Source organism: Anaerobacillus sp. MEB173, assembly GCF_052119505.1.
Taxonomy (GTDB): Bacteria; Bacillota; Bacilli; order Bacillales; family JBJMAU01; genus JBJMAU01.
The window spans coordinates 76419-101810 of sequence record NZ_JBJMAU010000010.1 but is presented as its reverse complement, the minus strand read 5'-3'; the positions used below and the strand labels follow the sequence as shown (position 1 = coordinate 101810).

The window sequence follows — 25392 nt, the reverse complement described above, 5'->3', positions numbered from 1 at the left end:
CTAACTCCGCTAATTAAATCCAGTAATCTCACCACTAAGTTAATTAAGTTTACAAGTTTTTATTTTTTTACTTCTTTAATAGGAAAATAGACAATTATCAATAGGAATCCGACGACCAAAGTTACAAAAGGAAAAATTAAAGGGAAAAATAATGACGGATAACCTTCCCAAGCGTCTGTGTAATATCCAATCGAATGAGGAACCAAAAAACCAGCATTAAGTAGTTCTGTTTGTAAAGCGTCACGTTCGGAAAAACTAAAAGATTTATTGTTTAAATTCCCTTCTTCATCTAATTCATATAGCCTGTACTTTAATTCCTCTGTGGAAACCCAACCAACGATTTCTCCGTATGGCATCTCTTTTTGCAATTCTCTTGTTTTCTTCAAAAGCACAATAAATTGGACTTTACCTTTTTTTTACCTTCTAGGATTAAATAAGCAATTTCTCCATAGTATCTATTTAAACCTTCTTCCTCCACCCTTATTGGATAATCTTTTAATATATCTATTTCCTCTCCATCTAATTTTTATCGATAAATCTGAGATACCGATTTTATTACTCCAAGGGTCTATATAACTATCCTCATCTTTTATTGCTTCCTCAATCTCTACAATATGGTCTTTAAAATTAAATGTAGATTCAGTTGGAGGAAAACCTTTACTTACATTTGTAATCCTATACTCTTTAATCATTTTTTGATTATGGATGATTTCCATTACCTTTTCTTTCCAAATACCCTTTTTCAGCAATTTAAGACTAGTGGCCGTTTAGATCCAGCACTCGTTTTTCGCGGACACTAGGGTTCTTATTCTCCTTATTTTACTGCGTTTTTCTCGCTAAGCGGCCACCAGGTACCCTATTCTCAATTCAACGCATTAATTTACCCTTTTTTCAATGAATAAGAACGCTCGTGGCCGCTTAGCACTAATTATACCCCTTTTTCATGAACATAAGGTCGCCCCTGGCCGCTTAGACATACCATGTGTTTTTTTCGGTCACAACCGATAAAAATCCTGACCAAAATTGATACTAACCAAGAACAGTCATCAAAGGGTTTTGAGGATCCATTTCAAATTCACACCAAAAAAGCCGGCCCATCAGCCAGCTCTTCTCATATTACAATCGACTTAACAGAAACGTCTAATCTTCCATGAAAATTCGTGCGTAGTATTCTGTTTCTTCATCTAACTTATTTTCTTTTCTCAATTCCTCAATCGATTCTTTTCGGTCGTCATCAATCACTTGAAAACTTCCAGAAACATTTGGCGCTTTCTCTTTGTTTTTATCCATAACACCACTCCTCCAATTATTTGTATTTGGGTTTTCATTTCCCTTTTCATTTTGTGTTTAATTTATAACTTTATTCGAATGTTTTTATAACATTTCAGCCTTTAATCGCATTTCGCAAAAACGTAAATCAACATTAAAAAGATCGCGTATTTTTTTAGCCACACGAAGCTCTGCATAAACTCCTTGTGGGATTGTTGGTTCGGAATCACCCCTAATTTACAGCAAATCGAGCAAGAAGAACCACAATATAAGCAAAACTAAACAATTAAAAGGGTTAGTGCAATTGCATCAGCCTTTTCTCTTATACCAATCCTTCAAATCATTGTCAGTATAATCAATTGATTCAATACAAAAATTAGTTAGTGGATAGTGAATTCACTTTTCATCAAATCTCAAATAAGAAAGGATACATTAAATAATGAATAATTTCCGGTGGATAAGCACAATTTTTAATATGAGTAGAAGGCAGCGTTTTTTTAATATATTTGGAAGAAGAAATAACAATCGTGGAGTGTTTTGGACTTCCTTAATTGGGTTAGGAATTAGTGCAGCCGCTTATGGATTTGGAAGAAATCAGAACAGAAATACGCAACAAACCATTCAAAATATAATGAGTAACTTTAAAAATCGTAATCAAAACACTATGCCAAATATCTATAATACAGCGGTTGCTGAGTTTGCAAAAGAACTAACACCTAACCAAAATACTAACGAAAATACTAACGAAAATAAATAGCTGCACAGATGAAATGTCTTCAAAAGGCATTTCATCTTTTGGGTGTCCATAAACTCCTACCATTTTTTATATGTGGACATTAATACTCTTCCCTAATAAACGAAAAATATGTACACCATATTCTTCCCTTTGTTATCCTTTATATAAAAAAACTGCTATTTGACGATAAATTATTGAAACATCTTGCTTGATAATGAAATAGGGCTGCCGACATCGACAACCCCTTGATCCACTGCTGCGTTCGTTAGTCCAGTAATGGTAATCATATAGAAAAATAGCGAATAATCATTTGACGAATTATTTGTAATTTACTCTTTTATACAAATTGCTTCAGTAGTCTTTCCTGCTCTTCTTCAAATCCTGGCTTCCCTAGTAATGCAAACATATTTTTCTTATATTCTTCTACACCAGGTTGATTAAAAGGATTAACCCCTAATAGATAACCACTTATTCCACAAGCTTTTTCAAAAAAGTATACAAGCTGCCCGAAATAAAAGGATGATAATTGAGGTAATTTTATTATAACATTAGGAATCCCGCCATCAATATGGGCTAGTATTGTCCCTAACATTGCTTGCTGATTTATATCATGAAGGCTTTTTCCAGTTAAATAATTAAGTCCATCTAAATTATTTTCATCTTCTTCTATCATTAAATATTGGTAGTTTTGCTGAATGGATATTGTCGTCTCAAATAAGTTCCGTCGACCTTCTTGTATATATTGTCCCATGGAATGTAAGTCTGTTGTAAAGCTAACCGATGCAGGGAATATTCCTTTGTTATCTTTCCCTTCACTTTCTCCGTAAAGTTGCTTCCACCATTCAGAAAAATATTGAAGAGATGGCTCATAGTGCACAAATAACTCAATATGCTTTCCTTTATTATATAGAACGTTCCTTACTACAGCATATTGATAACAAGGGTTTTTTTGGAGGTCCTCTTCAAGGTACTGTTCATAGCCAGCACGAGCACCTGCCATAACTTCATCAATATCTATTCCCGCAACAGCAATCGGTAACAGACCTACTGAAGTTAAAACAGAATACCTCCCTCCAATGTCATCTGGAATCACAAATGTTTCATACCCTTCCTCATCTGCTAATCGTTTTAATGCTCCTTTTTCTTTATCAGTGGTCACTATGATTCTATCTTTAACATTATTTCTTCCATATTTCTGCTCCATAAACTTTTTAACCATTCGAAACGCTATCGCCGGCTCCGTCGTCATCCCTGATTTAGAAATAACATTTACAACGACATCTTTCCCTTCTAGTAAATCAAATAAATGAGTCATATATAACGTACTCAAATTATGTCCAGCAAAAATAATGTCTGGAGCCTTCTTCTTACTAACAGGAAGTTGGTTATGGAATGTATGTGTCAACATTTCAATTGCTGCTTTTGCTCCTAGATAGGACCCTCCAATTCCAATTACTAGGAATACATCTGCCTTATTTTTTACATAAGAAGCGGTTTGCTTTATTCTTTTATATTCTCTCTTGTCATGGCTTATTGGCCAATCTACCCATCCAGTATAATCAGAGCCTGCTCCTGTTTTATCGTGTAGCATCTGATGAGCTGATGAAACAAAAGGTTGTAAGTGGCTGATTTCACCTTCTTTTAAAAATGGTACTAACTTAGAGTAATCAAAAGTGATGTTGTTATCCAACTACTTTTCCTCCTTCTTTTTATAACTTCTGGGTACAAAAAAGTTTAAATTGATAATCTATGTGCTAAAGCATGTAATGAACAGTCAACACTATGCTTTGAATTAAATACCTCTATTAATGGTACTGATATCAGTTGATTGTTTTGTATAGCTACCATCACACCTTCTTTTCCTGCTAAGAGCAACGAAACCGCTTCAGCTCCCATACGACTCCCTAACAAGCGATCAAAAGCTGTTGGTGATCCTCCCCGTTGAACATGACCAAGCACTGTCACTCTTGTTTCAAATCCCGTTCTTTCACTAATCAACTGTCTTATTTCTAAACCACTGGTTACACCTTCTGCAACAATGATAATACTATGTTTCTTACCACGGTTATTCCCATGCAACAAACGATTAACTACCTCATCTATATTAAAAGGGGTTTCTGGTATAATAATTGATTCAGCACCACCGGCTAAGCCTGACATTAAGGCAATATCACCAGCATCCCTTCCCATGACTTCAACGACGTATGTTCGTTCGTGAGAGGTCGCTGTATCTCTAATCTTGTCAATAGAATTAATGACTGTATTCAATGCCGTATCAAACCCAACTGTATAATCTGTAAAAGGAATATCATTATCAATCGTTCCAGGAATACCCACCGTAGGAATACCTAATTTTGATAATTGATGGGCACCACGAAACGAACCATCGCCTCCAATAACGATCAGACCATCAATGTTATTTTCCTTTAAGTAATATACAGACTTCATTTGACCTTCATCTGTTTTAAAAGTTTCACTACGAGCACTATATAAAATTGTTCCTCCTCGATGAATAATGTCACCTACACTTCCGAGATCCATTGGAAGAAAATCACCCTCCATTAAACCTTGATATCCGTGACGTACACCTAAAACAGATAAACCATTAAAAATACCACTTCGTACAACAGCTCTAATCGCTGCATTCATTCCTGGTGCATCTCCTCCGCTTGTTAAAACTGCTATTTTCCTCATTTTCCTCCTCCTCTTTGTAATTATTAGTCATTACTTGTCAAACCCTTCCAACATTAACTATTGAAATCAAACTTCTAAAGTATAAAAAAGCAATAAAAAAAGACCTAAAAGATGTAAAACGGAACAAACGGATCCCGTCCACACATTTTAGGTCTTGCCTACACTTAAGTAGTAACAATCCTGCAATATTAATAATTGTTGTAATGATCTTTTTTCAAGCTTAGGATAAAATTCAAGGTACTCCGAATACATGTTATTCTAATCTCATCTTACCACTTTTTTCATAAATCACTTTACGTGGTTTTGCTAATGTATAAGGATCTTCTACATCCGTATAACCTTCATCTTCTCCTGCATTCCACGTTAAGAAGTAATCATAACCGTCAGGCCCTTTAATAATGCGACCTGTATATTGTCGATCCGCTGTTCCAATTAGTACATTATCATGATCAATTGGTTTAAACTCTCCATCTAGGGAGTCTGAGACAAAATATAGCTGACCTGTTTGTGGTTCATTCGGTGCAATTTCCTGTTTATACTGTTCACTATACCACTGCTCTTTGACTGCAAAAATCATATACCACTTACCCTCATGCTTGTGAAGAGATGGGACCTCTAGATCTGTCAACGTACGTGGTGATGCAGCTGGTGATAATACTTCCCAGTTTAATAGATCCTTTGAACGAGCTTTTCCGATACAACCTCTCGCTTTAGGGTCGCCCTCTTTATCCCGTGCCGTCAAAAACATGTAGTAAAAACCCGTTTCTTCATCAAAAATGACATCTGGATCGCGCCAGCCCTCATGTTTATTATACGCTTCATCTTGTTGTTCATAATAGCGTGGGTCAGCTATGACAATGGGGTTGTCCTCATATTTCTTCCATGTATATAAATCCTTAGAAAAGGCAACACCAATACGTTGCGTATGACCAACATACCCGTCTTCTGCTACATCTTGCTTACAACGAGCTGTGTAGAACATATAGTACGTGTCATCCTTCTTAAGTGTACAGCCTGTCCATGTAGATACACTATCCCAATCATCATCAATATTACTTGCTTCAAGAGCTGTTCCAACCTCCTTCCATTTAATTAAGTCTGTTGAAATAGCATGACCAATACTTGCATTACGATGCCTTGTATGTGGATCTGGATCTAAAGGAGCTTGTAAATAAAACAAGTGATATTCACCATTCTCTTCGTATACCCAAAAATCCCATAAAAATTTGCCTTTTGGTTTATAAATTCCCTTCATGCCCTACTCTCCTTTATTTTCTTCTAGAAGTCTATTGACTTGATCAAGCATTGGCAAAGCTGTCATCTCTCCTTTTGTTGAAGAAGCTAATGTACCTGAAACACTAGCAAACCTTGTAAAATGTTGAAATTGCCTCTTTATCTAAATCATCAATCAAGCCCTGATATTCGTTAATCCATGAGCGCTTCCCCTAGACCTCTTATTCCTTTAGGTAACATATTCCCTCCTATATATGCCTGAATGTAGTTAGACAGGTGAGTCACTTTCACCTAATCTTATCGATTATACCTTCGTTTGCTTTGCGTCTTCTTCTTTAAACCCTAAAACAAAGGTCATAATAAAGGCTATACTTACCGCTATCGCAAATCCAATAATATAATTAATCAAGTTTGACATGCCAAGTGGAGCAACAATCGCCATCATTGGAATACCCGTCAATCCGTAAGCATTTGCTGTTACATTCATAAATACGACATAAGCACCACCAGCAGCACCACCAATTGCCGCTGCAATAAAAGGTCGAACGAGCTTTAAGTTTACCCCAAAGATGACAGGTTCTGTTATTCCTAAGAAGGATGTAAAAGATGCAGGTAGAGCAATACTCTTCATTTTTTTATTTCTCGTTTTAAAGAATACCGCTAAACCTGCGCCACCTTGTGCAACATTGGCCATTGACCAAATCGGAAGCAAGAAATTGACAGCAATGTTAGGATCAGCGAGCAAACTTGCTTCAATCGCATGGAAACTATGGTGAACCCCTGTAATAACAATCGTTGAATATAGACCGCCAAAAACGATACCTGCAATGAAGCCACCATGAGTATAAATAAATTGTAAAGCACCAGTCAGTGCGTTACCAATCCCCGTTCCTAACGGCCCAATGATTAATAAAGCAATAAAGCCTGTTAAAATAACCGTGACAAAAGGCGTGATTAATAAATCAAGCACATTCGGTACAAATTTTCTTGTTGTTTTTTCGATAAAACTCATGACATAAACAACTAAAAGAATCGGGATCACTGTACCTTGATAACCAATTAAATCAACATTAAAACCTAGTACACTAATCACGTCCGGTGTGGCATTAGCAAGCCCCCATGGATTAAGAAGTGTTGGATGAGTTAAAATCCCCCCCATAACAGCACCTAAGTATGGATTGGCACCAAATTCTTTTGCGGCACTCACACCAATAAGAATCGGTAAAATAATAAATGCTGCACTAGCAAACATGTCCAATAAAAGAATAAATGGACTATCAGGTTCAACCCAACCAAAAGCTTTCATCATCCCAAGAAGCCCCATTAACAAACCACTTGCAACAATCGCTGGGATAATCGGTACAAATATATTAGAAAGCGTTCGCGCAAAGCGTGCTAATGGATTCATTTTCTTTTTTGCTGCCTCAGCATGAGATGTTTTTAATTCTTCTACTCCACCTTCACTGATTAATGCTGCATGAACTTTATTGACTAAACCAGTACCAAAAATGATTTGGAATTGACCAGAAGTGAAGAACGCTCCCTTTACACTTTCTAATTCTTCAATAGCTCCTTTGTCAACCTTTTCATCATCTTTTAAAACAAGACGTAAGCGTGTCGCACAGTGTGTAGCGCTTTCAATATTTTCTTTTCCTCCTAACAGCGGGAGTATTTTATTTGCTATTTTTTTAGGTTCCATGAAATATCCCTCTCTCTAACTTGTTTAGTTTTTTCTTTCCCATTTTTTATTACAGGCGGTTCACTTAAATGGATTATTAAATTAAAAAAACCAAAATATAGCAAGGAATAAGGAATAGCCTCCCCTACATACATTTTGGTTTTGCCTGCTGAACAGTAACAATCCAATTATTCATTTTTATATACGCTTACATTTTTCCCTCTCATAAAATCTTTGAATATGAAGGGATATAAAAGCAATTTCAGCTTCTGGAAGAGTAATGTTATACTCCGACAGTAAAAATTGAGCCACTTTTCTTGCAACTTGGAATGCTTTATTGTATTTAGATTTAATGATATCAATCATTTCAACATCCATTGGCTGTGAAGGCTCACAATTATTAAGTAGCGTCACTGTATAGCGTAAGTGATTTACTAATTGATGAAAAAATATACTTTGTTCATTGATCGATATATTTAATTCTTTTGTAATCACTTCAATGATCTCATTGATCATCGTTGTCAACTTAATTGTTGTTTGGATATTTCTATCCTCTTTGGCGGTATGAATATGTAATGCAATATGACCCACTTCATCATCTGGAATGTCAATATTTAACCGCTTTTTAATCAAATCTTTTGCCCATAAGCCAACATCATACTCTTTACGATAAAGAATTTTTATTTCGTTTAATAATTTATTTTCTATATCAATTCCTTTTTGAATTCTTTCGATTGCAAAAGACAAATGGTCTGTAAGCGCGATGTGAATATGATTACTCAACTTCACACTTAATTGCTTTTCGGCAAATGTGATTATTTCTTCAGCAATAGTAATATGTTCTTCAGGTAATTTATGAATAAGTTCTTGAAATCTTTCATTTTCTTCCTTCATCACAAATATTTTTTCTATCTTATCTTTTGGAACAATATCATTTTTTCGTTTTCCAAACGCTATACCTGAGCCCATGACGATTCTTTCTAATTTACCATCCTTTACAACTACCACATTATTATTTAGTACTTTATTAATTTTCAAACGTTACTACCTCCCTGATACGATTAGTTGTACGTTTTGGAAGGTAAGTTGTCTATTATAAATAAAGGACAACTTAACAAAATTACGAATTAACGTCGATTTCGATTACCTTCATTTTACCCTTTTCTACAGCAGTATTTTGATGATATTTTTCAATGTTTTTTATTATATCCCCATTTGTTATTACAATTGGGGTAATCGTGCTCTTTGCTTTTTCTTTTACAAGCTCAAGATCAAAGGTTACTAATTTTTCACCAGCTTTTACTTTGTCCCCTTCTTGAATGTGTGTTTCAAACCCTTCGCCTTCCATCGCTACCGTCTCTAATCCAATATGAATAAGTACTTCAGTCCCGGTCATCCCTTTAATTCCAATTGCATGCTTTGTTGGAAAAACTTGTACGACTTCCCCTTCAATTGGCGAAACAACTACACCCTCAGTTGGCTCAATCGCAATGCCATCACCCATCAGTTTTTGTGAAAAAACCGGATCGGGCACATTGACAATGTTAAGTACCTTTCCAGTTAATGGCGCTAGCAATACCTCTTTTAATTTCATTTCTTTTTTTTCGAATAATTTTCTTAACAAGATCATTCTCCTTCCCTAATAAAAGCGTTTTATCGTGTACACCTTTGTTATTAACTCTCCTTAAGAAGAAGTACTACTACTCACCTAATCTTTCTTTTTCGATCAGTTCAATAATCATGTTGATCGCATTTTTCTCATCGTCACCTTCAGCTTGAATTGTAATATTAGCACCTTTTTGTATACCTAACGACATAATGCCCATGATTGACTTCATATTTACCGATTTTCCATTATGCTCTAATGAAATATTTGATTGGAATTTTCCCGCAACTTGAACTAATAATGTTGCAGGTCTAGCATGTACCCCCGCATCGCTTATCACCGTAAATGTTTTGTTTACCAACTAGAAAACCCCCTCTTACAAATTATTAATCGTTTTTTATCACTGTTAACAATAAAAAAAGCATGAGGAAAAGCTGATAGTAACACACTTTGGTGTCCTAATCTACTTTCACTCATGCCTGCTTTATCAGTAACACGTGATTGATTATTATTGTTAACTCAGTCTTTTTTCTTCAGCACTTGACAATATTCAACGGGTAAACCATATCTGTTTTAATTTCGTAAGCGCTTTATTGAATTATATATCATTCCCCAAAAAAATTACAACAAAAATTTTCAAATCGATCATTAAAGTGACTTTAGTATTAAGAAACCGCCTCACTATGCCCCTCTCAATCCTCTTAATCTACTAATGATTTCAAAGAAAAATTGACTGCTTATAGATCGTGTTAGATAATTCTAATAATACTCCAATTGTTAATTCTTCCTTTTTTCCTCCCAAAGCTGTATACGCTCTTTGTGACTAACTTCTTTATGTACTTGATGCAGCATCCATATATAGCCAAAGGGATCCATGAATATGGCGTTCGATACTCCGTAGTCAGAAATCTCTGTCACCGGTTGCACCTCTGTGCAACCTAAATCCATCGCCTTTGCATAGGTCTCCTTAATATCTGGGACTCTAACATTAACCCAACTAGTTTTAGGGTCGTCAGGTTTTGGTGCGATCAAATGGAATTCTGGGTTTTCATCTAACATATGAAAGCGAACATCATATAGCGTAAAAACTACCTCATTTTCACCACGAGGAAAGTTTGAAACCTCCACTCGCTTGATATCAAATATATTTTCGTATAATTCCAATGCTTTCAAGCTATCGTTCACAACCATATCAATTTCTACTCCAACCATAATGAACACGCTCCTTTAACTAATAATCTTTACATCACCATCTTCCTCAGTTTATCAATTAAAGCATACTAAATTCAATCTTAATAACACGGTAAAATAACAAGGGGAATTAAAATAGTGTTACGAAGCTTATATCCATAGCGATTGCGACTAGCATCTCGATCGGCTTTGAAAATTTGGCCCGTTTAACATCTGTAACGAAGTCAAAGTAATTAGAAATTACAGAGGTTAGTCAAATTAAGCAGGTTTATTATAAAGGTAAGAAAGTGATCGACCGTATGAGCTAATATAAAGTTTCATGCTATACCTTAACCAAACAGTAATCACTCACGATTTGGTTAAGGTTATTTCCTATATTCTAAGTTTATTCTTTATTAACGACTTGTTCTCCCTTCATATCTGTGTCGATGCGGAATTGCACCATCAACAGTGGTTAACCCACTGAACTCATGATAATGTCCCCCACCTGGCAAAGGAATTGCTGGCCCTGTTACTCCATTTATAGTATGTTTGTGGCCATCATCAAAAGATGTAAATGTAAAATAACGATGTGTATGCTGCACTCCACTTGGTGCTGGCTCCGTAGTTCCTGCATAATGATGATTATGACCTACATCAAATGACGTAATACCTTTAAATTCATGAGTATGAACAGGTTGGCCATCCCATGTTGTTATATAAAGATTATGGGTATGGTGTGAATCATCCCCATCAGAATGATATAAATATCCAGTTACAGGTACAGTATTCAACTCTTTATCCATCCTTTCATTTTTTATATTAATATGCTTATGGATAATATTTAAAAAGGTGTGGATTTTTGTAATTAAAGAAAAAAAATACTAAGGATACACATTTACATAAAGACCGGATTTGTCTGTTTTAAATCAAATATTCCATTTGTTTCCCCATAATAAAAGATTACTAACAAAAAAATTATTGACAAAAATTGTTTTTCGATTTACATTATCAATTATCAGTTTTATAAAATACCAATGCACCTTTAATTCGCTGAATCCTAGTGAGCGGGGGAACCAATTTTGACAGAATATTTTCTGTCTTGGGGTGAATCTTATTGATTAAGAAGGGATACTCTCAGTCCCTAATCCGACAGCTAACCTCGTAAGCGTTACCTTATTTTGTCGAGAGAAAGGTCTAGGTTTAACCTAAGACCATTCTATTTATGATGGTCTTTTTTTGGTGCCGTAAAAAAAGGAGAAGTAGAAAAAATGAAAAAACAATTTGCAGTAATTGGATTAGGTCGTTTTGGAAGCAGTGTTTGTAAGGAACTATTTAAGCTAGGGCATGAAGTGCTGGCAATTGATATTAGTGAGGATAAAGTTAACGATATTACAAATTATGTGACTCATGCGGCAATTACGAATGCAACAGATGAAAAAGCCTTAAATACGCTTGGAATAAGAAATTTTGATCAAGTTGTCGTTGCAATCGGTGATGATATTCAATCGAGTATCCTTTGTACATTACTCTTAAAAGAGATGGGAGTAAAAAAGATTTGGGTAAAGGCACAGAACTATTATCATCACCGAGTACTAGAGAAGATCGGTGCAGATCGTATTGTTCATCCAGAACAGGATATGGGAATACGAATTGCGCAGCATATCGCTTCAGAAAAAATTATTGATTACATTGAGCTTTCTGAAGATCATAGTATTGTTGAGTTAATTGCAACAGAAAAAGTTGCGGATCAAACGCTAGCTCAGCTTGATGTACGAGCAAAATTTGGGTGTACGATTCTTGGGATAAAAAGGGGAGAAGATGTAAATATTTCACCGTTACCAGATGATTTAATTTTAAAAAGTGATGTATTGATAGTTATTGGCCATAAAAATGACTTAAAGCGATTTGAAGATGAGGGGATGTAATACATATGCGCAAAAAATTAATTTCTTCTCATCTGCTTAAAGGAAAAATCATTAACTTAAGTCCGCCACAAATCTTAGCTTTAAGTTTTTTAATCTTTATTTTATTAGGAACTGCTTTATTAAAATTACCGGTGGCCTCAACAACATACATCTCCTGGATTGATGCCCTTTTTACAGCGACATCAGCGATTACCGTAACAGGTTTAGTTGTTGTTGATACGGGTACAGATTATACCGTTTTTGGACAAGTAGTGATTATGACTCTAATTCAGCTTGGTGGGTTAGGGTTAATGACTTTTGCTGTATTAATTGTCATGATGCTTGGGAAAAAAATAGGTTTGCAACAGAGAATTCTGATTCAAGAGGCTTTTAATCAAACCTCCTTAGGTGGCTTAGTTCGATTAGTAAAGATTTTATTTACCTTTACTATTATTTTAGAGGCAATTGCTTTTATGATACTTTCATTCAGATGGGTACCCGAATTTGGTTGGAAAGAAGGGATGTACCAAAGCTTATTCCACACCATTTCCGCATTTAATAATGCTGGATTTTCATTATGGTCCGATAGTTTATCGGCTTATGTAGGCGATCCAGTTGTTAATTTGGTGATTACAGGGCTATTTATAACGGGGGGAATAGGTTTTACAGTCTTAGCTGATGTCTGGTACAAAAGAAGCTTTCAAAGGTTATCAATTCATTCGAAATTGATGATTATTGGTACGATCATTACGAATGCTATTGCACTAATCGTTATTTTCATATTGGAGTATGCAAATCCAGCTACGTTCGGATCAATGCCGTTATCTGACAAGTTATGGGGGGCTTATTTTCAAGCAGTTACTCCTAGAACAGCGGGTTTTAATACAATTGAGATTGGTGATATGACAACAGCTTCCATCGTACTTATCCTATTACTTATGTTTATCGGAGCGGGAAGTGCATCAACGGGAAGTGGAATTAAGTTGACAACGTTTATTGTTTTACTTTTAGCGACAATTACATTTTTAAAAGGAAAAAGCGAAACCGTTGTGTTTAGACGAACAATCCCATCTAGAACAATAATAAGGGTTTTAGCGATTACTGTTGTCAGTAATTTATTTATTTTTCTAATATTATTCATGCTCACAATAACCGAGGATGCACCATTTTTAATGATTGTATTTGAAGTGGTTTCAGCCTTTGGAACCGTTGGGTTATCTATGGGACTTACTGGGGAATTATCAACTTTTGGTAAACAAGTCATTATTGTCATGATGTTTATTGGGCGTATTGGTCCGCTTACACTTGGCTTCATTCTTTCAAAACCGAAAAAATCACTTGTCCGCTACCCAGATGATGAAGTGTATACTGGGTAAATTAGAAACTCTGGCTAAAATATTAGCTGGAGTCTTTTTATTATGCTTTACTAAGGTTTTATTCAAGTAAATGGGTGCTTTTGTTCTAGACTTAAGATTATTTATAAGCCCCAAAATATGCAAGGCTTATTCATTTCTTGCTTATTTACGGCTTTATTAGACTCAAAAACAAACTACCATAAAGCGGATACTCCTTTTGTTTTAATTGCTTTTGACTTATGAATTGAACTCGAGGAGTATCCTACAAAAAAGTTTTGGATTCCTATCTAAATTTCAACCATAGATTATCTTCCCCATAACCTTTTTGTATCTAACGGAATAAAAATCTGGTCCCCTGTAATTTCACGATGGATCAAAGGGTTTTTAAAAAGTTCCTTCATATCGTAATTTTCCCCCTTTCGTTTTACATTACTTTGTTTTACAAAATCCGAATAATTTGTAACCATCTCTACCTCCTAATAAATGTAAAATATGTAATTACGAAATATATGATCCTAATTTTTTACATTTTTTATTCCGCAGATTTTAAAATTTAATATGAATAAATTTTAAATTCCCATTAATGTGCCTAAATATTGAATGTAATAAAGAGCAGCTTATAACAGCTGCCCTTCCGCCATAATGTAGACGTTGAGTTTTGAAAGAAAAAAGCCACTAATTGTTTTTATCCCTCATAGGTAATCGCCTAGGAATACCGATAGTTATTAGGTAAATAATAAAATTGTTAAACAAAAAATAAAAGGAGGATTTCTATGCGACAGAATCAACAAGCAAAAAAGAATTTGGGTTCTATTATGAAACCGGAATTTGCCGGCACTGATGCACAAAAAGTAAAACAAGAAATTCAAAGAGATGTAAGTCAAGGACAAGGTGCAATGACTTCCCGAGAGGCAGGAGCAATGCGCGATTAAAAAACCCCCTAAGTGTTAAATATATATAAAAACAATTAGTTACCGATAAATTAAAGACTGTATTTAGATTACCAAGTAATCATTAATACAGTTTTTTTAAAGTTTATTCTTTGATTTTATGGACTCTGCTATTGTAATGAAAGATTCTAAATCAGTTTTGTCTGGATTCGCCCCAAAATGGTATCCCGATTTTTTTTCACAAAAGCCAAAGAGTGAAAATGATTATGATGACTTGCGGTAATAAGCCTCTTCTCCATTTTTTAACAATCTCTCCATTATTTTAAACTTTCTCAGATTTTTCTACGACAGCCTTTTCCGAAACATTTAGGTCACTGCTATACTCGATAAACTCAATTTCACACCCAGGACCGATCTCTACTGTATTTCCACGAACAACTTTCGCCTTCGTATATTCTAGTTTAACCACATCACCTTCAATGATATTTGCATGTAATTCTTTACTCAACGTTTTAATCAACTTATCCAAATGAAGAATAGGGTGCCGATTTCTTTTTACAGTAATCACTTCTCCCCCTATTTCTTTCACGGATGATTTCCCATGTAACGTGACTTCAACGTGATCAGCATTTAGCAATCCATCAATGGTAAAAGCTCCATTTAGCTCTGCTTTCTCCACTTCACAATCCCCGGCTACCTTAATAATTCCTTCGAGGAGAATCTCGTCTCCTTTTAAAGATTGTTTCAATCGTGTATGCCCCTTGATTTCCATTTTCCGAAAAAATGCATTTCCGTCTATCGTTGAGTCCCCATGTATCTCAATCTCGTCAGAAGAAAAATTTCCCTGTACCTTTGTACTTCCATTGATAACAGCGTGCTGGGACGTGATATCCCCATTTATTTGTGCCGAACCATTGCACTCAAAATCATTACATTCTACATCACCATGTATTGCTCCATGGCCGTTGATCGCAACCTTTATGAATGAGCCACCACCTGCTTCACTATTCCCAGATAGAATTAAATCCCCTTTTGCTTTTTGAACCATAATAAAAGCCCCCATTATTAAATTTGATTAACTTGTAAAATATTTTTTGAATTCTTTTCTTTATTTGTAAAGGTAGATCTATATTCTACTTTCTCAATATGGCAATTTGGACCTATTTCAATGTCATTTCCTCTAACTATTTTTGCTGTGGTATGTTCTAGATAAATGTTATCTCCTTCAATTACCTCTGCTTCTAGTGTGTAAGATCGCTTCAAGAAACTTCTACTTTTGATTATTATCTTCTCACCACCAATTTCACCGACCTTGCTAGGAGCAACTAGTAAATTAACCTGTAAATCACCAACATTTAACAACCCAGTGATATTAAATCCCCCCTTAAGGTTCATTTTTTCCAGCTCCACATTTTCATCCCCGTTGAGAAATCCTCTCATTTCAAGCGTATTTGCTATCATGGACTTCCTTACATTTAGCCCACCAATAACTTTTATTCTATTGCTATTTAATTCTTCATCTATACTCAGATTTCCAGTTACATGCACTTGATCCATTTTCGCCTTTCCTTTTATACGATATTCCCCCACAATCTTTGTTTCTTGGGAACAAACATCTTCAAAAATTTCCCCTTGACCTGTAACTTTAATTTTTTCGTAATCTCCACAAGGATAGCTTCCTTCTCCTATAACCTTTAAATTTTTATTTTTTTCCTTTGTCATTTAAAAACCCCCTGCTCCTAAGGAATTCAGTAGTTTATCCACTTCTGTATCAATGTCCAATGAAACAGCCACTTTTGTTTTCTCATCAACATAAAAGTCATTGGGATTGGTAACAAGCAACACTGTTACAACACCCATTTTTCTTAACACCACTAGTGAAGCACGCTTTTCCTCTAGCTTCGGAAAATGGTCATGTAATGTTTGAATGATTTGCATTCCTTCTTCCCACCCAACCTCTCCTGTCTCCAAGGATTTATCTAAAAGATACAAATATAGCGAAGTTTGAAAGGTGATCGTATCCAGTTCACTGAATTGTTCTTCAAAAATAGCGACAGCATTGGACGAAACAATGTTTCGTTCTATGAAGTCCTTCCTTGATATGTTTACGTCCTTCTTCTTTGGAGATAAAGCATTTGCTAATTCATCCAGTGATAAACTGTCCTTTAATTCTTTGATTCTGTTAATTCTTACAATCATTTTCTCCCTTGGAAAGAACGTTTCTTGTCCTGTAAACGTTGATTTTCTAATAAACCAATCGTCCGGTATTAACTTTTTTCTCTTCCAACGATAGAGCTGTCCGTAAGTAATGTCCGTTTGCTCTAGCAAGTCTTTTTTCGAGATTAATTCTTCATCCATTGTCTTCACTCCTTAAACACAATGTAACATAACACTGTTACATTGTAAAGTTGCTATCTTTCTTCTTATTTGATTACTTTATTCAAATGAAAATAATAACTTACTACTTACTTATTAAATTATCGGGAGAAGATTGGGCTGGTTAGGTAAAATAGTAGTTTGACTAGGTTTTGTTAAAGGTTGATCACCTCCAAATAAAAAAGCAAGAGCCTACAATTAGTAGGCTCCTTGCTTCTCCTTCTTTTTTAAGTATTTTTTTCATGTTCATCAAAAATTTCGCAAAATCTTCTCCATCGCTTTTCCCTTTGCTAACTCATCTATCAGCTTATCCAAATAGCGAATTTCCTGCATAGTTGGTTCTTCAATGTCTTCCACTCGGACACCGCAGACCACACCTTTGATCAAATTCCGTGAAGGATTAAGTTGGGGAGCTTCCGCAAAGAAGGTCTCAAAGTCTGTCTGTTTTTCCAGTTCCGCTTCTAACTCTTCCTGGCTATACCCTGTTAACCAACGGATGATTTCATCGACTTCTGTTTTTGCACGCCCTTTTTATTCCAATATCCTTCATAATAAACATGATAATTGAGTTTTATTTACTTCACTTATCCATTCTTACTATTGTTCTGCTTTCGCCAACCGTATTGAGTCATTCCACGTGGTTTGTATACTGATAACGTTGTAACCACAAGTAAGACCAATAATCCACCAACAGCGTGTACAACAAGGGACTGTCTTATCCCACGGAGATCTGCGCTAGATAATGTCGTCTCTGCTGCTACATCTGCAATATAACTAATTGGCTCCAGTTGTAAGTACAAAACGATAGCTGCAACCAGCGTTAACAATAATTTTATCAATACCCAATAATGACGGAACAAGCCCCACTTTGTACCTAACGATTGTATAAGACCACTTAACAGAGAGAGTATACTTAACGGAACAATGACGAACAACGTAGTCAATTCCATCGATAGGTAAGATGCACTGACCAGCTGTTCATTCTCACTATTCAAACCAACAATAGAAAGAACAAGAAAACAAGCAATAGCTCCAATCCAGCCAAGAGTAGAAACGATATGTATCAAAAGTGCAAACTTTCGGACGCGTGGTGTCATCATCATGACTCGGTACTACCTTGTTCTACTAACGAAACATCGTAACCAACACCATTAAGTGAAAAGTGGCGACTGGGACCATGTTCTCCACCGATACCTATAATTTTCAAAATTACAAATAATAAAACTAAAACAATAACAATTATCCCAAAGACTATTACCCACCGTGGTGTACTTGGTGGTCCTTCGTGTTTAGTCATGAATATCCTCCCAATTTTGTGTTTATAAAATATAATTTTAATTATAGCAATGTTTTAAGCCATCATGCACTAAGAGGCCGTTAGATTAAGTACATTTTTTCACAAAGTCACCTAAAAATGAAGACATTTGTTGCACAGTAATTGTCTAATCGAAATTATAATATTTTTCTTCAACATTACTGCACCCAGTTAGCTGAAAATCATGTTCTTTTCAAACTTGCTTCATATAAATCTATAATTTCTACAAATCTCTCAGCTTCTCTAAATGTATGATCAGCCAAAAGAGGATGAATATTACTCAAAATCGAATTTCGTCTAATCACCTCTCAACTATCGGATTGCCATATTCCCCCCCTTATTTAACCCTTCCTTTCGGTGGTGGATTTCAAAATTCCCCGGTCCTATTTTGGTACTTATTGAACTTTTCTAATCATATTCTTATCATAGAAACCAATAAGAAGGGGTGTAAGTTAATTGAAAAATCTTAAGGTTAGTTTACAGCCTATTGTAAGTAAGATAAATTTACCCACTGTATTGAAAACAACTATACTTCCAGGTGACTCAATTGAAAGATTATTTATTGCAACCCAGGTAGGAGAGATTTATTTCATTGGAAACGGAGATATAAGGACTTTTTTAGATATTCACCCACGCGTCATAAAACTAGGTGTTTCTGGTGGCGGATATGATGAACGGGGATTGCTAGGGCTAGCGTTTCATCCCGAATTTTATTATAACGGTCTGTTTTATCTTCATTATTCAGTAGCTGGAACACAAGGTCCAGGTGCTCTTCTAAATTCAGAAGCTGCAAGACAAGGAAATGATGGTCTTCCTGAATTTTTTAAGCCTAATCCGTGTGATCCCAGAACCTTAAATCTAAAATGGATAAATAGAGACATTCAATATGATCATATAGATACAGTTGAAGAATGGTTTGTACAATCGAATGGTCAACCTCAAAAACGGCGGACATTACTTAATTTAAGAAGACCATTTTTCAATCATAATGGTGTCAATAGCTTAAACTTTTCACCCGAAACAGGAAAACTTGTTTTAACAACCGGAGATGGTGGATCAGGCTATGATCCATTTAATTTAAGCCAGGATGATATGGAAATCGCCGGCAAAATAATTGAAATTGATGTAGATAAGAATTCATTTATCAATAATCCACTTGTAGTCACACGTTTTAATGAACTTCCCGCATCTATTCAGGAAACGCTTACAGTAATTGCAAAAGGGGTTCGCAATATACCAGGCATTTCATTTCAAAGGTTTAATAATCAGTATATAAAATATACGGGAAATGTCGGACAGGATTTGGTCGAGTCGATTTTTTCATTTGTTCATTATAAACCTATTCCGGTTACACAGCTTGTTCAAGCTTCTTTAATGTATTCTAAGCCTGACCAAGAAGGATTTATTAACTTTGGCTGGCGGGGATGGGAAGGCTGTTTTCCTACTTCGACCATGGAAGGCTGCACTAATAATCCGTCTTTGAATGAGAAAACAATTGCTTATTACAATGAATCAGTAGCACTTTCAAGTAATCGTCTTCAGCCTTTAACTAGTTATTTTCATATTGATCCCCGTCCCGATAAGTTTGGAGGAACTGCACTTACAGGAATTCAGCCTTATATGGGAAATCGAATCCCTGGTTTAACAGGAAGTGTTGTGTTTACTGATTTTGCCCGAAAAGATTCTCAACCTCAGGGTAGAGGGGCTTTAGCTTATACGAGAGTGAGACCAGATGGCATACAAAATGATTTTAGTGTGATTCAAACCGATTATGATTTTGGGTCTCAATCAGCCTTTTATGCTAGTTTGGGAACGAATCTGGATCAGTCCCGACTATATTTAGGGGTTTATGGCTCTATGAATGTGACTGATTTTAACCAAGGCACTGTTTTTGAAATAGTTCCATGAATCATAAGATTTGAGTATCTTGTAGTCACCTGAAAAAAATGGGTGGATTTCCTGAGACTCGACTGTTTTGGAGGATAACTAAATTATAATAATTATTACTCTTTTATAAATGATTAAAGCAATTTCAACCCATAACCAGCTATAAAGAAAAGCAAATAAAAAGATACTTATAGTTGTAAGAAATGAAAAGGAATGAGAGACGGCTGGACCTAAAATTGGAAAGTGTAAAATAAATATTAGACTCATAATTCCTAATATTAAAAGAATTGTACCAGTAGCAATAATACTTAACCTCTTCCTGAAAAGGTAAAAAGATGCCCCTATGCCAAGTCCTAACAATCCTGTTGTAAAAGGAAATACAATTAGTTCAGCTGGCTGTAGGATGAATAACAACATAATTGTAAGAAAATAGGACATTACTCCAAAGGGAATGGATAACATGGAACATAACAGAATAGGGGCAGTGGCAAGCGGACTTATAAAATATCCCACACCAGGTAAAAAGCCACCAGCAGCCTGTAAAATAGCAGCAATACAAGCAAAAATAGACCCTAATATGAGCTTCATCGTTTTTTTCTGTTTATTAAATATTATTTGAGATAAACGAACCTCATCAGAAATAGGCTTAAAAAAATACACTTTTTCACCTCATTCTAAATGGTTTATACGTTTTCCGTACATTATATTTACCATTTTTTAGAGGTGGAACTATTATTAATAATCCAGTCGTGTACTTTCACGTGAAATTTCAACTTGTAACCACTTTTAATTATTCCGTTAGTAAAGTATTATATCTAGCGTTATGCCCAAAATAAATGATAAATAAGTTATAATAAGTGCGTTAGAGGTGCGAAATGTTCATTGGTATTACTTTATTTATTTTATCTTGGTTGGTTTTTTTTATATTTGGTAATAAAAAAAGGTTCCCGTTATATGTGGCGACAGGCTATGTTGCTATTATTTTAGCTTTTATTACTGACTTATTGATGTTTGTCTATCCTTTGTGGCAATATCCAGGCACGGATGTAGAGATGTTTTGGATTCAAATAATGAACTCTTTTGGCTTATATTTTGTCGTTCTTTATTTTTTTCTTCAAACATTACCTAAAAACCAAACGACATTTACGGTAGCCAAGCATATTTTTTATTGGACACTATCTACTATTTTTCTTGAGTTCATTTTGTTGTCTATCGGTTTTATTGAACATGGCTTGTGGTGGAATTTAGGTTGGTCTTATGCAGCTGATTGGTTTTTATTTTTCATTTTTTACATGCACCATAGATGGATGTCTAATGTAATCATAAATCCATCTCACTAACGGAAAAGTTATCACATGTTATTTTACCACTTTTCGGGTATTTCTTCTAAATCTCCAGTTGTTGCAGTCAGTTCTCCTATCCCCCGCTCGCCAAAGAAACCGAAATAATTATCATCTTAAAAGCAATCTTAGATTTATTTTCGGATCAATTACGCATACTAAGCTTAATACCTGTTACAGGAGGAGATTACATGCCACATCAAAAAAATAATCATTACAAACGCATTCTACATAAAAATCAAGTGAATCGATTAAATAATGAAGATGATACATACGGCATATTTAAACAAGAAATGGAAGTGGATTCAGATGTCAATGAAGACTCAAATCGGGAAAGATTATTGGATGAATCAATTGATTCTTTTCTAGAATCTGAAATTGAAAAGTAATAGGAGCAGGAATTGTCGTCGTGCATGTCATGTTTTATTGTTTTTGAATGCCTACAAGCATTAGGCTTTATTCAGGGCTATATTCAATGAAAATTTATTCAAATTCCTTGAAAAAACCTTCAAAATTCAATGTTTGCTTTTGTTGAAAGCCAAAGTTTTTGTATTCGATAATGAGATGACTTATGTTATTTTCATAGTTTGAATCGTGTAGCTCCACCCGAAAGACGAGCAGAAAGTTATCGTCTACTTTATAGTTTTCCACTGGTAGATATTCATTGATATACCCTTCTTCAATTACACTTTCCTCGGCGATCACTCCCGTCACACCCATTTCATCAATCATCGAAGTGACCGATATTTGTAAATCCTCTTCATTAAGCTCCGTTCCATCATTTTTTATTAATGTGACGTTGGTTAAATTCGGTTTTCCAATACCGTCCCAATAGAGACCGTAGCCTATATAAAAGGGAAGTCTTTCCTCCACAATTGGTGCATCCAAAGCGATATAAGATGTAGTGCCGCCGATAATAAATTCCCCTTTAGAAAAGGCATCGTTAAAAATAATAACGAATATTACTAGAGCACTTCCTAGTATAATAAACCACTTTTTCATCCAAACATCCTCCCCAATAGTTTAAGTCAAATATTCTGACTCGTTCAGTAACTTCAACAAAAAGAGTGTCAACCCTTCTTGGATCAACACCCTGATAAGAAGCTGATTTTTAACACCTTACGTATTTGCGTTTGAAACCAAGCCTTTCTTTATCAATTTCTTTTTGAATACTTTCATAAGCATTTAAGAAATTGCTTTTTTTCTTGTCACGTTTGACTTCCACAGTACCTACTGCCTTTGCGGTCTCGACTGCCTTTTCATGAAGCGGCAAATATGAAATTCCCACAGTATATAAAAAATTATTCATGGCGGATTTCGTTCGTTCTGGAGAATCATGAATCGTATTTTTCACACTATCAAGCATATTCGCTATCTTGCTTTCGGAAAATTCACTGTCTTGGCGATTCCCTAAAAGCCAACAGTAGCAACTCCAACCCGCTGACATTCTCAACTCTTCACCGCTTGCGATCCATTTATCAGCAACGTCTTGTGCAATATCTGACTCTGATAAAGTTACTGCCACTACATAATCGGACAGCATATAAAAATAAGCTGCATCCATCCAACGATCAAAATCTGACTCGGTCATGGCGTTTGGGTCTGCAATTATGCCTGCAAAGTACATGGCATCATAGTTACCTGTTGCATAAAGCTTTTCAGCTAAAGTTTGATTTATTTTTATTTTCTTTGCGATCGGTTTCATAGCGCCTGTTGCCACACCAAAAAGCGGTTCGTGCGCACCATTTGATATATACATTTTTTTAGTTCGTTCCTTGCCGAGTGCTTCAAGCTCCTGCATAACTGTTTCGAAGTCCATGTTATTTGCACTTCCTTCCTTAATAAATACCTATCAATTTGTTCACAAATTTGCTAAATACAGTCTTTAGTTAAGATTTACATTTTCTTCATCTACCTTTAGTTTCAGTAATAGTACCATATCATCTTGTTTAATCATTCTATTTACTGATTCCTCATCTTGCAAATCAACCGTGCTAATCGAATTACTTCCTGTTTCTCTATAAGCTGCTAATATTATTGTTTCACCTAATTCTAATTCTACTTCTTCATCACCAATGGCATAATCCCGAGCAATAAACATATCAGTCTTAGATTCCTTTTCAATTATTGATGGTTGAGTGCTTACACTAGGTCCATAGAGAAATACAAAAGTATCTTCTGAGTTGGGATTTATCATTCCAAACCCCAAATGCCCTTCATCAACTTCTATTGGACTGTTACCGTAGGATAATTGCGCTAATGGTTGAGAAACTTTCTTTCCATCATTATATCTCTCTACCCAAAGATTTACCCATCTTTTATCTGCATTAAGTAATTTGAAATTAAAATCATATAGTATTCCTATATTCAAATCTTCAAAGGTTTTTACATATTCAGAATCCGAATTAACTGAAATAGTTGCTACCTTGTTACTTGAATTAGAGCAACCAGAGCTTAGTATTAAGCTAGATAATATGATAACACTGAGAATGAAATAGTTCTTTTTCAAAGAACGCCCCCCCATCTAAAAAAAATCTTGTTGTAATTTTTCTAATCTAATTTCCATAATGGTTACCTCAAATTTTTATTTCGTAGATAACAGTATAACCTACTATCTCAATAAATCAGGGTCCAGTCTCAACGGCAAGCTCTACTTTAACTAATATTGCAAAAAAGGTAATGCATTCTTTACTTTAATAAAACAGAATGCCTTATCAAGCTTTTTTGAGCAAACCAAAAACTCCTGCAACTATAAAACTGAGTGCAATTGCAGTCATTTTTTCTCCACCAACAAACGTATTGTCAGATAAAAAGAAGAAAACAAAGAAAACAAAAATACTTATTCCTACAACAGAGTTTATATGGTTTGATTTCGTTTCCTTTTTCCAAATTAACCCAAACACACCGACAGCTATAACTGCCAATAATCCCGCAAGCATTTCCTCTTTTCTAAAACTGACAAATTTAATTTGTAATAGGTATAGTGCAGATATAACAGCCCCTACTACTATGTATTTATACAACATCATCCCTCCCCCAAAAAATGAATCCTTTTTTAAAGATTTATTTTAACCCTAAGCCATTAGGACTGTGGTGGCCGCCTAGATGCAGCACTAGTTTTTCGCGGCCATCAGGGACCATATTCTCCTTATTTTCTTATGTTATTCTTTCTAAGCGGCCATGAGGTACCCTAATCTCGATTCTACGCATTAATTTACTCCTATTATCAATCACTAAGAACCCTGGTGGCCGCCCAGCACTAATTAAACCCTTTTTCATGAACATAAGGTCCCCCCTGGCCGCTTAGACATATCATGCGTTTTTTGCGGTCACAACAGACCTTATTTTTTCCAATAGTATGACCTATTTGCCTCGTTAGCTGAAAAAGAAAAAAGAACAGTACTCAGCTCAATCGTTCTATAATCTTGCTCCAGTTAGCTGAACAAAACTTCCTTAATCATTTCCCTTGGTTTGTCAACTCAAATGACTCTTCAAAATTATCCCATTTTACATTTACCCGTATAAACTCGTCTTCTTTTACTTTCATACCAGTACCACCACCCTTAATTGTAAATGTAGTATCGTTTGGCGGGGCATCAAATTCCCTGACGCTAGTAGCACTTCCACCACTTGTATCATAAGAATATTCAAGCTTTTTCATTGGTTGAATATCTTCCGTTGAACCTTTATAGGTTATTCTAAATAGATCACTATCTTCATTAGAATATGTTGTTTTTCCTTCTTCTTCGCCCCATATCTCGGTTCCCTGATAAATATATTCAGCCTTCCAAAACTCACCTTCACCTATATATGTGTACTTATAGTTAGTCACTTCTTCATTCGAACATGCAGCAAGTATCATAATCACGATAAATATTGAAGTTATAAATAGATTTTTCATCTCCTATTCCCCCCTAACAAATAAATCTATCTCGT

General features: G+C 35.3%; 32 protein-coding genes, 2 pseudogenes and 1 riboswitch. Of the genes and pseudogenes, 7 read left to right on the top strand and 27 right to left on the bottom strand.

Features of this window, described 5'->3' with window-relative positions; translation table 11 throughout:
- Positions 1–59: 59 nt before the first annotated feature.
- The 3 genes from ACJ2A9_RS17535 to ACJ2A9_RS17525 form a co-directional block, all read right to left on the bottom strand.
- On the bottom strand, positions 60–368 hold the full coding sequence (locus ACJ2A9_RS17535; RefSeq protein WP_441422977.1) for a hypothetical protein: 309 nt from the start codon (positions 366–368) through the stop codon (positions 60–62).
- Between the two features lie 87 nt (positions 369–455).
- On the bottom strand, positions 456–716 hold the full coding sequence (locus ACJ2A9_RS17530; RefSeq protein ID WP_441422976.1) for a hypothetical protein: 261 nt from the start codon (positions 714–716) through the stop codon (positions 456–458).
- A gap of 424 nt (positions 717–1140) precedes the next feature.
- Positions 1141–1290: a hypothetical protein gene (locus ACJ2A9_RS17525; protein ID WP_441422975.1), complete on the bottom strand. Its 150-nt coding sequence runs from the start codon at positions 1288–1290 to the stop codon at positions 1141–1143.
- Positions 1291–1708: 418 nt separating this feature from the next.
- Here ACJ2A9_RS17525 and ACJ2A9_RS17520 point away from each other — a divergent pair, with 418 nt between their 5' ends.
- Positions 1709–2026, top strand: coding sequence for a hypothetical protein (locus ACJ2A9_RS17520; protein WP_441422974.1), 318 nt, complete (start codon positions 1709–1711; stop codon positions 2024–2026).
- A gap of 316 nt (positions 2027–2342) precedes the next feature.
- On the opposite strand, the gene ACJ2A9_RS17515 is transcribed toward ACJ2A9_RS17520, so the two are convergent.
- The 9 genes from ACJ2A9_RS17515 to ACJ2A9_RS17475 all read right to left on the bottom strand — a co-directional run bounded on the left by ACJ2A9_RS17515 (position 2343) and on the right by ACJ2A9_RS17475 (position 11192).
- Positions 2343–3695: a glucose-6-phosphate isomerase gene (locus tag ACJ2A9_RS17515; RefSeq protein ID WP_441422973.1), complete on the bottom strand. Its 1353-nt coding sequence runs from the start codon at positions 3693–3695 to the stop codon at positions 2343–2345.
- Between the two features lie 44 nt (positions 3696–3739).
- On the bottom strand, positions 3740–4699 hold the full coding sequence (gene pfkA, locus ACJ2A9_RS17510) for a 6-phosphofructokinase (RefSeq protein ID WP_441422972.1): 960 nt from the start codon (positions 4697–4699) through the stop codon (positions 3740–3742).
- 253 nt (positions 4700–4952) lie between these two features.
- Positions 4953–5954, bottom strand: coding sequence for a hypothetical protein (locus tag ACJ2A9_RS17505; protein WP_441422971.1), 1002 nt, complete (start codon positions 5952–5954; stop codon positions 4953–4955).
- A gap of 282 nt (positions 5955–6236) precedes the next feature.
- Complete coding sequence (locus tag ACJ2A9_RS17500; RefSeq protein ID WP_441422970.1) at positions 6237–7631, bottom strand: sucrose-specific PTS transporter subunit IIBC; 1395 nt, start codon at positions 7629–7631, stop codon at positions 6237–6239.
- Positions 7632–7808: 177 nt separating this feature from the next.
- Positions 7809–8648 carry a PRD domain-containing protein gene (locus tag ACJ2A9_RS17495; RefSeq protein ID WP_441422969.1) on the bottom strand — a complete coding sequence of 280 codons (840 nt, stop codon included), beginning with the start codon at positions 8646–8648 and terminating at the stop codon, positions 7809–7811.
- 82 nt (positions 8649–8730) lie between these two features.
- Positions 8731–9234, bottom strand: a complete 504-nt coding sequence (locus ACJ2A9_RS17490; RefSeq protein ID WP_441422968.1) for a PTS sugar transporter subunit IIA — start codon at positions 9232–9234, stop codon at positions 8731–8733.
- A gap of 76 nt (positions 9235–9310) precedes the next feature.
- Positions 9311–9577, bottom strand: coding sequence for a phosphocarrier protein HPr (locus tag ACJ2A9_RS17485; RefSeq protein ID WP_441422967.1), 267 nt, complete (start codon positions 9575–9577; stop codon positions 9311–9313).
- A gap of 416 nt (positions 9578–9993) precedes the next feature.
- Positions 9994–10428, bottom strand: coding sequence for a VOC family protein (locus ACJ2A9_RS17480; RefSeq protein WP_441422966.1), 435 nt, complete (start codon positions 10426–10428; stop codon positions 9994–9996).
- Between the two features lie 374 nt (positions 10429–10802).
- Complete coding sequence (locus ACJ2A9_RS17475; RefSeq protein WP_441422965.1) at positions 10803–11192, bottom strand: YmaF family protein; 390 nt, start codon at positions 11190–11192, stop codon at positions 10803–10805.
- Positions 11193–11427: 235 nt separating this feature from the next.
- A riboswitch (cyclic di-AMP (ydaO/yuaA leader) is annotated at positions 11428–11572 on the top strand.
- An 85-nt stretch (positions 11573–11657) separates the two neighbouring features.
- Here ACJ2A9_RS17475 and ACJ2A9_RS17470 point away from each other — a divergent pair.
- The gene (locus ACJ2A9_RS17470; protein ID WP_441422964.1) at positions 11658–12314 is read left to right on the top strand and encodes a potassium channel family protein; all 657 of its coding nucleotides are present in this window, start codon (positions 11658–11660) and stop codon (positions 12312–12314) included.
- 5 nt (positions 12315–12319) lie between these two features.
- Positions 12320–13669: a TrkH family potassium uptake protein gene (locus tag ACJ2A9_RS17465; RefSeq protein WP_441422963.1), complete on the top strand. Its 1350-nt coding sequence runs from the start codon at positions 12320–12322 to the stop codon at positions 13667–13669.
- Positions 13670–13953: 284 nt separating this feature from the next.
- On the opposite strand, the gene ACJ2A9_RS17460 is transcribed toward ACJ2A9_RS17465, so the two are convergent.
- Positions 13954–14115, bottom strand: coding sequence for a hypothetical protein (locus tag ACJ2A9_RS17460; protein ID WP_441422962.1), 162 nt, complete (start codon positions 14113–14115; stop codon positions 13954–13956).
- Between the two features lie 306 nt (positions 14116–14421).
- Between ACJ2A9_RS17460 and ACJ2A9_RS17455 the strand changes: the two genes are divergently transcribed.
- Entirely contained in the window at positions 14422–14580 is a 159-nt protein-coding gene (locus ACJ2A9_RS17455) for a hypothetical protein (RefSeq protein ID WP_441422961.1), read from the top strand.
- Between the two features lie 280 nt (positions 14581–14860).
- Here the strand turns inward: ACJ2A9_RS17455 and ACJ2A9_RS17450 are convergent, their stop codons facing one another.
- The 7 genes and pseudogenes from ACJ2A9_RS17450 to ACJ2A9_RS17420 form a co-directional block, all read right to left on the bottom strand.
- The gene (locus ACJ2A9_RS17450; protein ID WP_441422960.1) at positions 14861–15586 is read right to left on the bottom strand and encodes a polymer-forming cytoskeletal protein; all 726 of its coding nucleotides are present in this window, start codon (positions 15584–15586) and stop codon (positions 14861–14863) included.
- Between the two features lie 17 nt (positions 15587–15603).
- Entirely contained in the window at positions 15604–16260 is a 657-nt protein-coding gene (locus tag ACJ2A9_RS17445) for a hypothetical protein (RefSeq protein ID WP_441422959.1), read from the bottom strand.
- On the bottom strand, positions 16261–16896 hold the full coding sequence (locus ACJ2A9_RS17440) for a YhbD family protein (protein WP_441422958.1): 636 nt from the start codon (positions 16894–16896) through the stop codon (positions 16261–16263).
- A gap of 267 nt (positions 16897–17163) precedes the next feature.
- A pseudogene (locus ACJ2A9_RS17435) lies at positions 17164–17445 on the bottom strand (DUF2200 domain-containing protein); the annotation flags it as partial.
- Between the two features lie 53 nt (positions 17446–17498).
- Positions 17499–18017, bottom strand: coding sequence for a DUF2269 domain-containing protein (locus tag ACJ2A9_RS17430; RefSeq protein WP_441422957.1), 519 nt, complete (start codon positions 18015–18017; stop codon positions 17499–17501).
- On the bottom strand, positions 18014–18211 hold the full coding sequence (locus ACJ2A9_RS17425) for a hypothetical protein (protein ID WP_441422956.1): 198 nt from the start codon (positions 18209–18211) through the stop codon (positions 18014–18016). Before ACJ2A9_RS17425 ends, ACJ2A9_RS17430 begins: the two co-directional genes overlap by 4 nt.
- Positions 18212–18411: 200 nt before the next feature.
- A pseudogene (locus ACJ2A9_RS17420) lies at positions 18412–18516 on the bottom strand (DUF2935 domain-containing protein); the annotation flags it as partial.
- A gap of 169 nt (positions 18517–18685) precedes the next feature.
- On the opposite strand from ACJ2A9_RS17420, the gene ACJ2A9_RS17415 reads away from it, so the two are divergent.
- Entirely contained in the window at positions 18686–20137 is a 1452-nt protein-coding gene (locus ACJ2A9_RS17415; RefSeq protein ID WP_441422955.1) for a PQQ-dependent sugar dehydrogenase, read from the top strand.
- 78 nt (positions 20138–20215) lie between these two features.
- Here ACJ2A9_RS17415 and ACJ2A9_RS17410 read toward each other — a convergent pair whose 3' ends face one another.
- On the bottom strand, positions 20216–20776 hold the full coding sequence (locus ACJ2A9_RS17410; RefSeq protein ID WP_441422954.1) for a hypothetical protein: 561 nt from the start codon (positions 20774–20776) through the stop codon (positions 20216–20218).
- Positions 20777–20991: 215 nt separating this feature from the next.
- Here ACJ2A9_RS17410 and ACJ2A9_RS17405 point away from each other — a divergent pair, with 215 nt between their 5' ends.
- Positions 20992–21456 carry a CBO0543 family protein gene (locus ACJ2A9_RS17405; RefSeq protein ID WP_441422953.1) on the top strand — a complete coding sequence of 155 codons (465 nt, stop codon included), beginning with the start codon at positions 20992–20994 and terminating at the stop codon, positions 21454–21456.
- 191 nt (positions 21457–21647) lie between these two features.
- Positions 21648–21845, top strand: coding sequence for a hypothetical protein (locus ACJ2A9_RS17400; protein ID WP_441422952.1), 198 nt, complete (start codon positions 21648–21650; stop codon positions 21843–21845).
- Positions 21846–21939: 94 nt separating this feature from the next.
- Here the strand turns inward: ACJ2A9_RS17400 and ACJ2A9_RS17395 are convergent, their stop codons facing one another.
- The 6 genes from ACJ2A9_RS17395 to ACJ2A9_RS17370 form a co-directional block, all read right to left on the bottom strand.
- On the bottom strand, positions 21940–22458 hold the full coding sequence (locus ACJ2A9_RS17395; protein ID WP_441422951.1) for a hypothetical protein: 519 nt from the start codon (positions 22456–22458) through the stop codon (positions 21940–21942).
- 109 nt (positions 22459–22567) lie between these two features.
- Complete coding sequence (locus ACJ2A9_RS17390; protein WP_441422950.1) at positions 22568–23275, bottom strand: DNA alkylation repair protein; 708 nt, start codon at positions 23273–23275, stop codon at positions 22568–22570.
- Between the two features lie 66 nt (positions 23276–23341).
- A complete protein-coding gene (locus tag ACJ2A9_RS17385; protein WP_441422949.1) occupies positions 23342–23965 on the bottom strand; it encodes a hypothetical protein in 624 nt (207 codons plus the stop codon).
- 205 nt (positions 23966–24170) lie between these two features.
- On the bottom strand, positions 24171–24479 hold the full coding sequence (locus ACJ2A9_RS17380; protein ID WP_441422948.1) for a hypothetical protein: 309 nt from the start codon (positions 24477–24479) through the stop codon (positions 24171–24173).
- Positions 24480–24612: 133 nt separating this feature from the next.
- On the bottom strand, positions 24613–24741 hold the full coding sequence (locus tag ACJ2A9_RS17375; RefSeq protein WP_441422947.1) for a hypothetical protein: 129 nt from the start codon (positions 24739–24741) through the stop codon (positions 24613–24615).
- A gap of 172 nt (positions 24742–24913) precedes the next feature.
- A complete protein-coding gene (locus ACJ2A9_RS17370; RefSeq protein ID WP_441422946.1) occupies positions 24914–25357 on the bottom strand; it encodes a hypothetical protein in 444 nt (147 codons plus the stop codon).
- Between the last annotated feature and the right edge of the window lie 35 nt (positions 25358–25392).

Coding starts and splice junctions, on each gene's coding strand:
- ACJ2A9_RS17440 (WP_441422958.1), bottom strand. CDS start 16,896: ATGGATGAAGAATTAATCTCGAAAAAAGACTTGCTAGAGCAAACGGAC.
- ACJ2A9_RS17465 (WP_441422963.1), top strand. CDS start 12,320: ATGCGCAAAAAATTAATTTCTTCTCATCTGCTTAAAGGAAAAATCATT.
- ACJ2A9_RS17520 (WP_441422974.1), top strand. CDS start 1,709: ATGAATAATTTCCGGTGGATAAGCACAATTTTTAATATGAGTAGAAGG.
- ACJ2A9_RS17460 (WP_441422962.1), bottom strand. CDS start 14,115: ATGGTTACAAATTATTCGGATTTTGTAAAACAAAGTAATGTAAAACGA.
- ACJ2A9_RS17480 (WP_441422966.1), bottom strand. CDS start 10,428: ATGGTTGGAGTAGAAATTGATATGGTTGTGAACGATAGCTTGAAAGCA.
- ACJ2A9_RS17430 (WP_441422957.1), bottom strand. CDS start 18,017: ATGATGATGACACCACGCGTCCGAAAGTTTGCACTTTTGATACATATC.
- ACJ2A9_RS17470 (WP_441422964.1), top strand. CDS start 11,658: ATGAAAAAACAATTTGCAGTAATTGGATTAGGTCGTTTTGGAAGCAGT.
- ACJ2A9_RS17445 (WP_441422959.1), bottom strand. CDS start 16,260: ATGACAAAGGAAAAAAATAAAAATTTAAAGGTTATAGGAGAAGGAAGC.
- ACJ2A9_RS17525 (WP_441422975.1), bottom strand. CDS start 1,290: ATGGATAAAAACAAAGAGAAAGCGCCAAATGTTTCTGGAAGTTTTCAA.
- ACJ2A9_RS17425 (WP_441422956.1), bottom strand. CDS start 18,211: ATGACTAAACACGAAGGACCACCAAGTACACCACGGTGGGTAATAGTC.
- ACJ2A9_RS17455 (WP_441422961.1), top strand. CDS start 14,422: ATGCGACAGAATCAACAAGCAAAAAAGAATTTGGGTTCTATTATGAAA.
- ACJ2A9_RS17375 (WP_441422947.1), bottom strand. CDS start 24,741: ATGTTCATGAAAAAGGGTTTAATTAGTGCTGGGCGGCCACCAGGGTTC.
- ACJ2A9_RS17475 (WP_441422965.1), bottom strand. CDS start 11,192: ATGGATAAAGAGTTGAATACTGTACCTGTAACTGGATATTTATATCAT.
- ACJ2A9_RS17505 (WP_441422971.1), bottom strand. CDS start 5,954: ATGAAGGGAATTTATAAACCAAAAGGCAAATTTTTATGGGATTTTTGG.
- ACJ2A9_RS17395 (WP_441422951.1), bottom strand. CDS start 22,458: ATGAAAAAGTGGTTTATTATACTAGGAAGTGCTCTAGTAATATTCGTT.
- ACJ2A9_RS17370 (WP_441422946.1), bottom strand. CDS start 25,357: ATGAAAAATCTATTTATAACTTCAATATTTATCGTGATTATGATACTT.
- ACJ2A9_RS17530 (WP_441422976.1), bottom strand. CDS start 716: ATGGAAATCATCCATAATCAAAAAATGATTAAAGAGTATAGGATTACA.
- ACJ2A9_RS17500 (WP_441422970.1), bottom strand. CDS start 7,631: ATGGAACCTAAAAAAATAGCAAATAAAATACTCCCGCTGTTAGGAGGA.
- ACJ2A9_RS17400 (WP_441422952.1), top strand. CDS start 21,648: ATGCCACATCAAAAAAATAATCATTACAAACGCATTCTACATAAAAAT.
- ACJ2A9_RS17405 (WP_441422953.1), top strand. CDS start 20,992: ATGTTCATTGGTATTACTTTATTTATTTTATCTTGGTTGGTTTTTTTT.
- ACJ2A9_RS17450 (WP_441422960.1), bottom strand. CDS start 15,586: ATGGTTCAAAAAGCAAAAGGGGATTTAATTCTATCTGGGAATAGTGAA.
- pfkA (WP_441422972.1), bottom strand. CDS start 4,699: ATGAGGAAAATAGCAGTTTTAACAAGCGGAGGAGATGCACCAGGAATG.
- ACJ2A9_RS17390 (WP_441422950.1), bottom strand. CDS start 23,275: ATGGACTTCGAAACAGTTATGCAGGAGCTTGAAGCACTCGGCAAGGAA.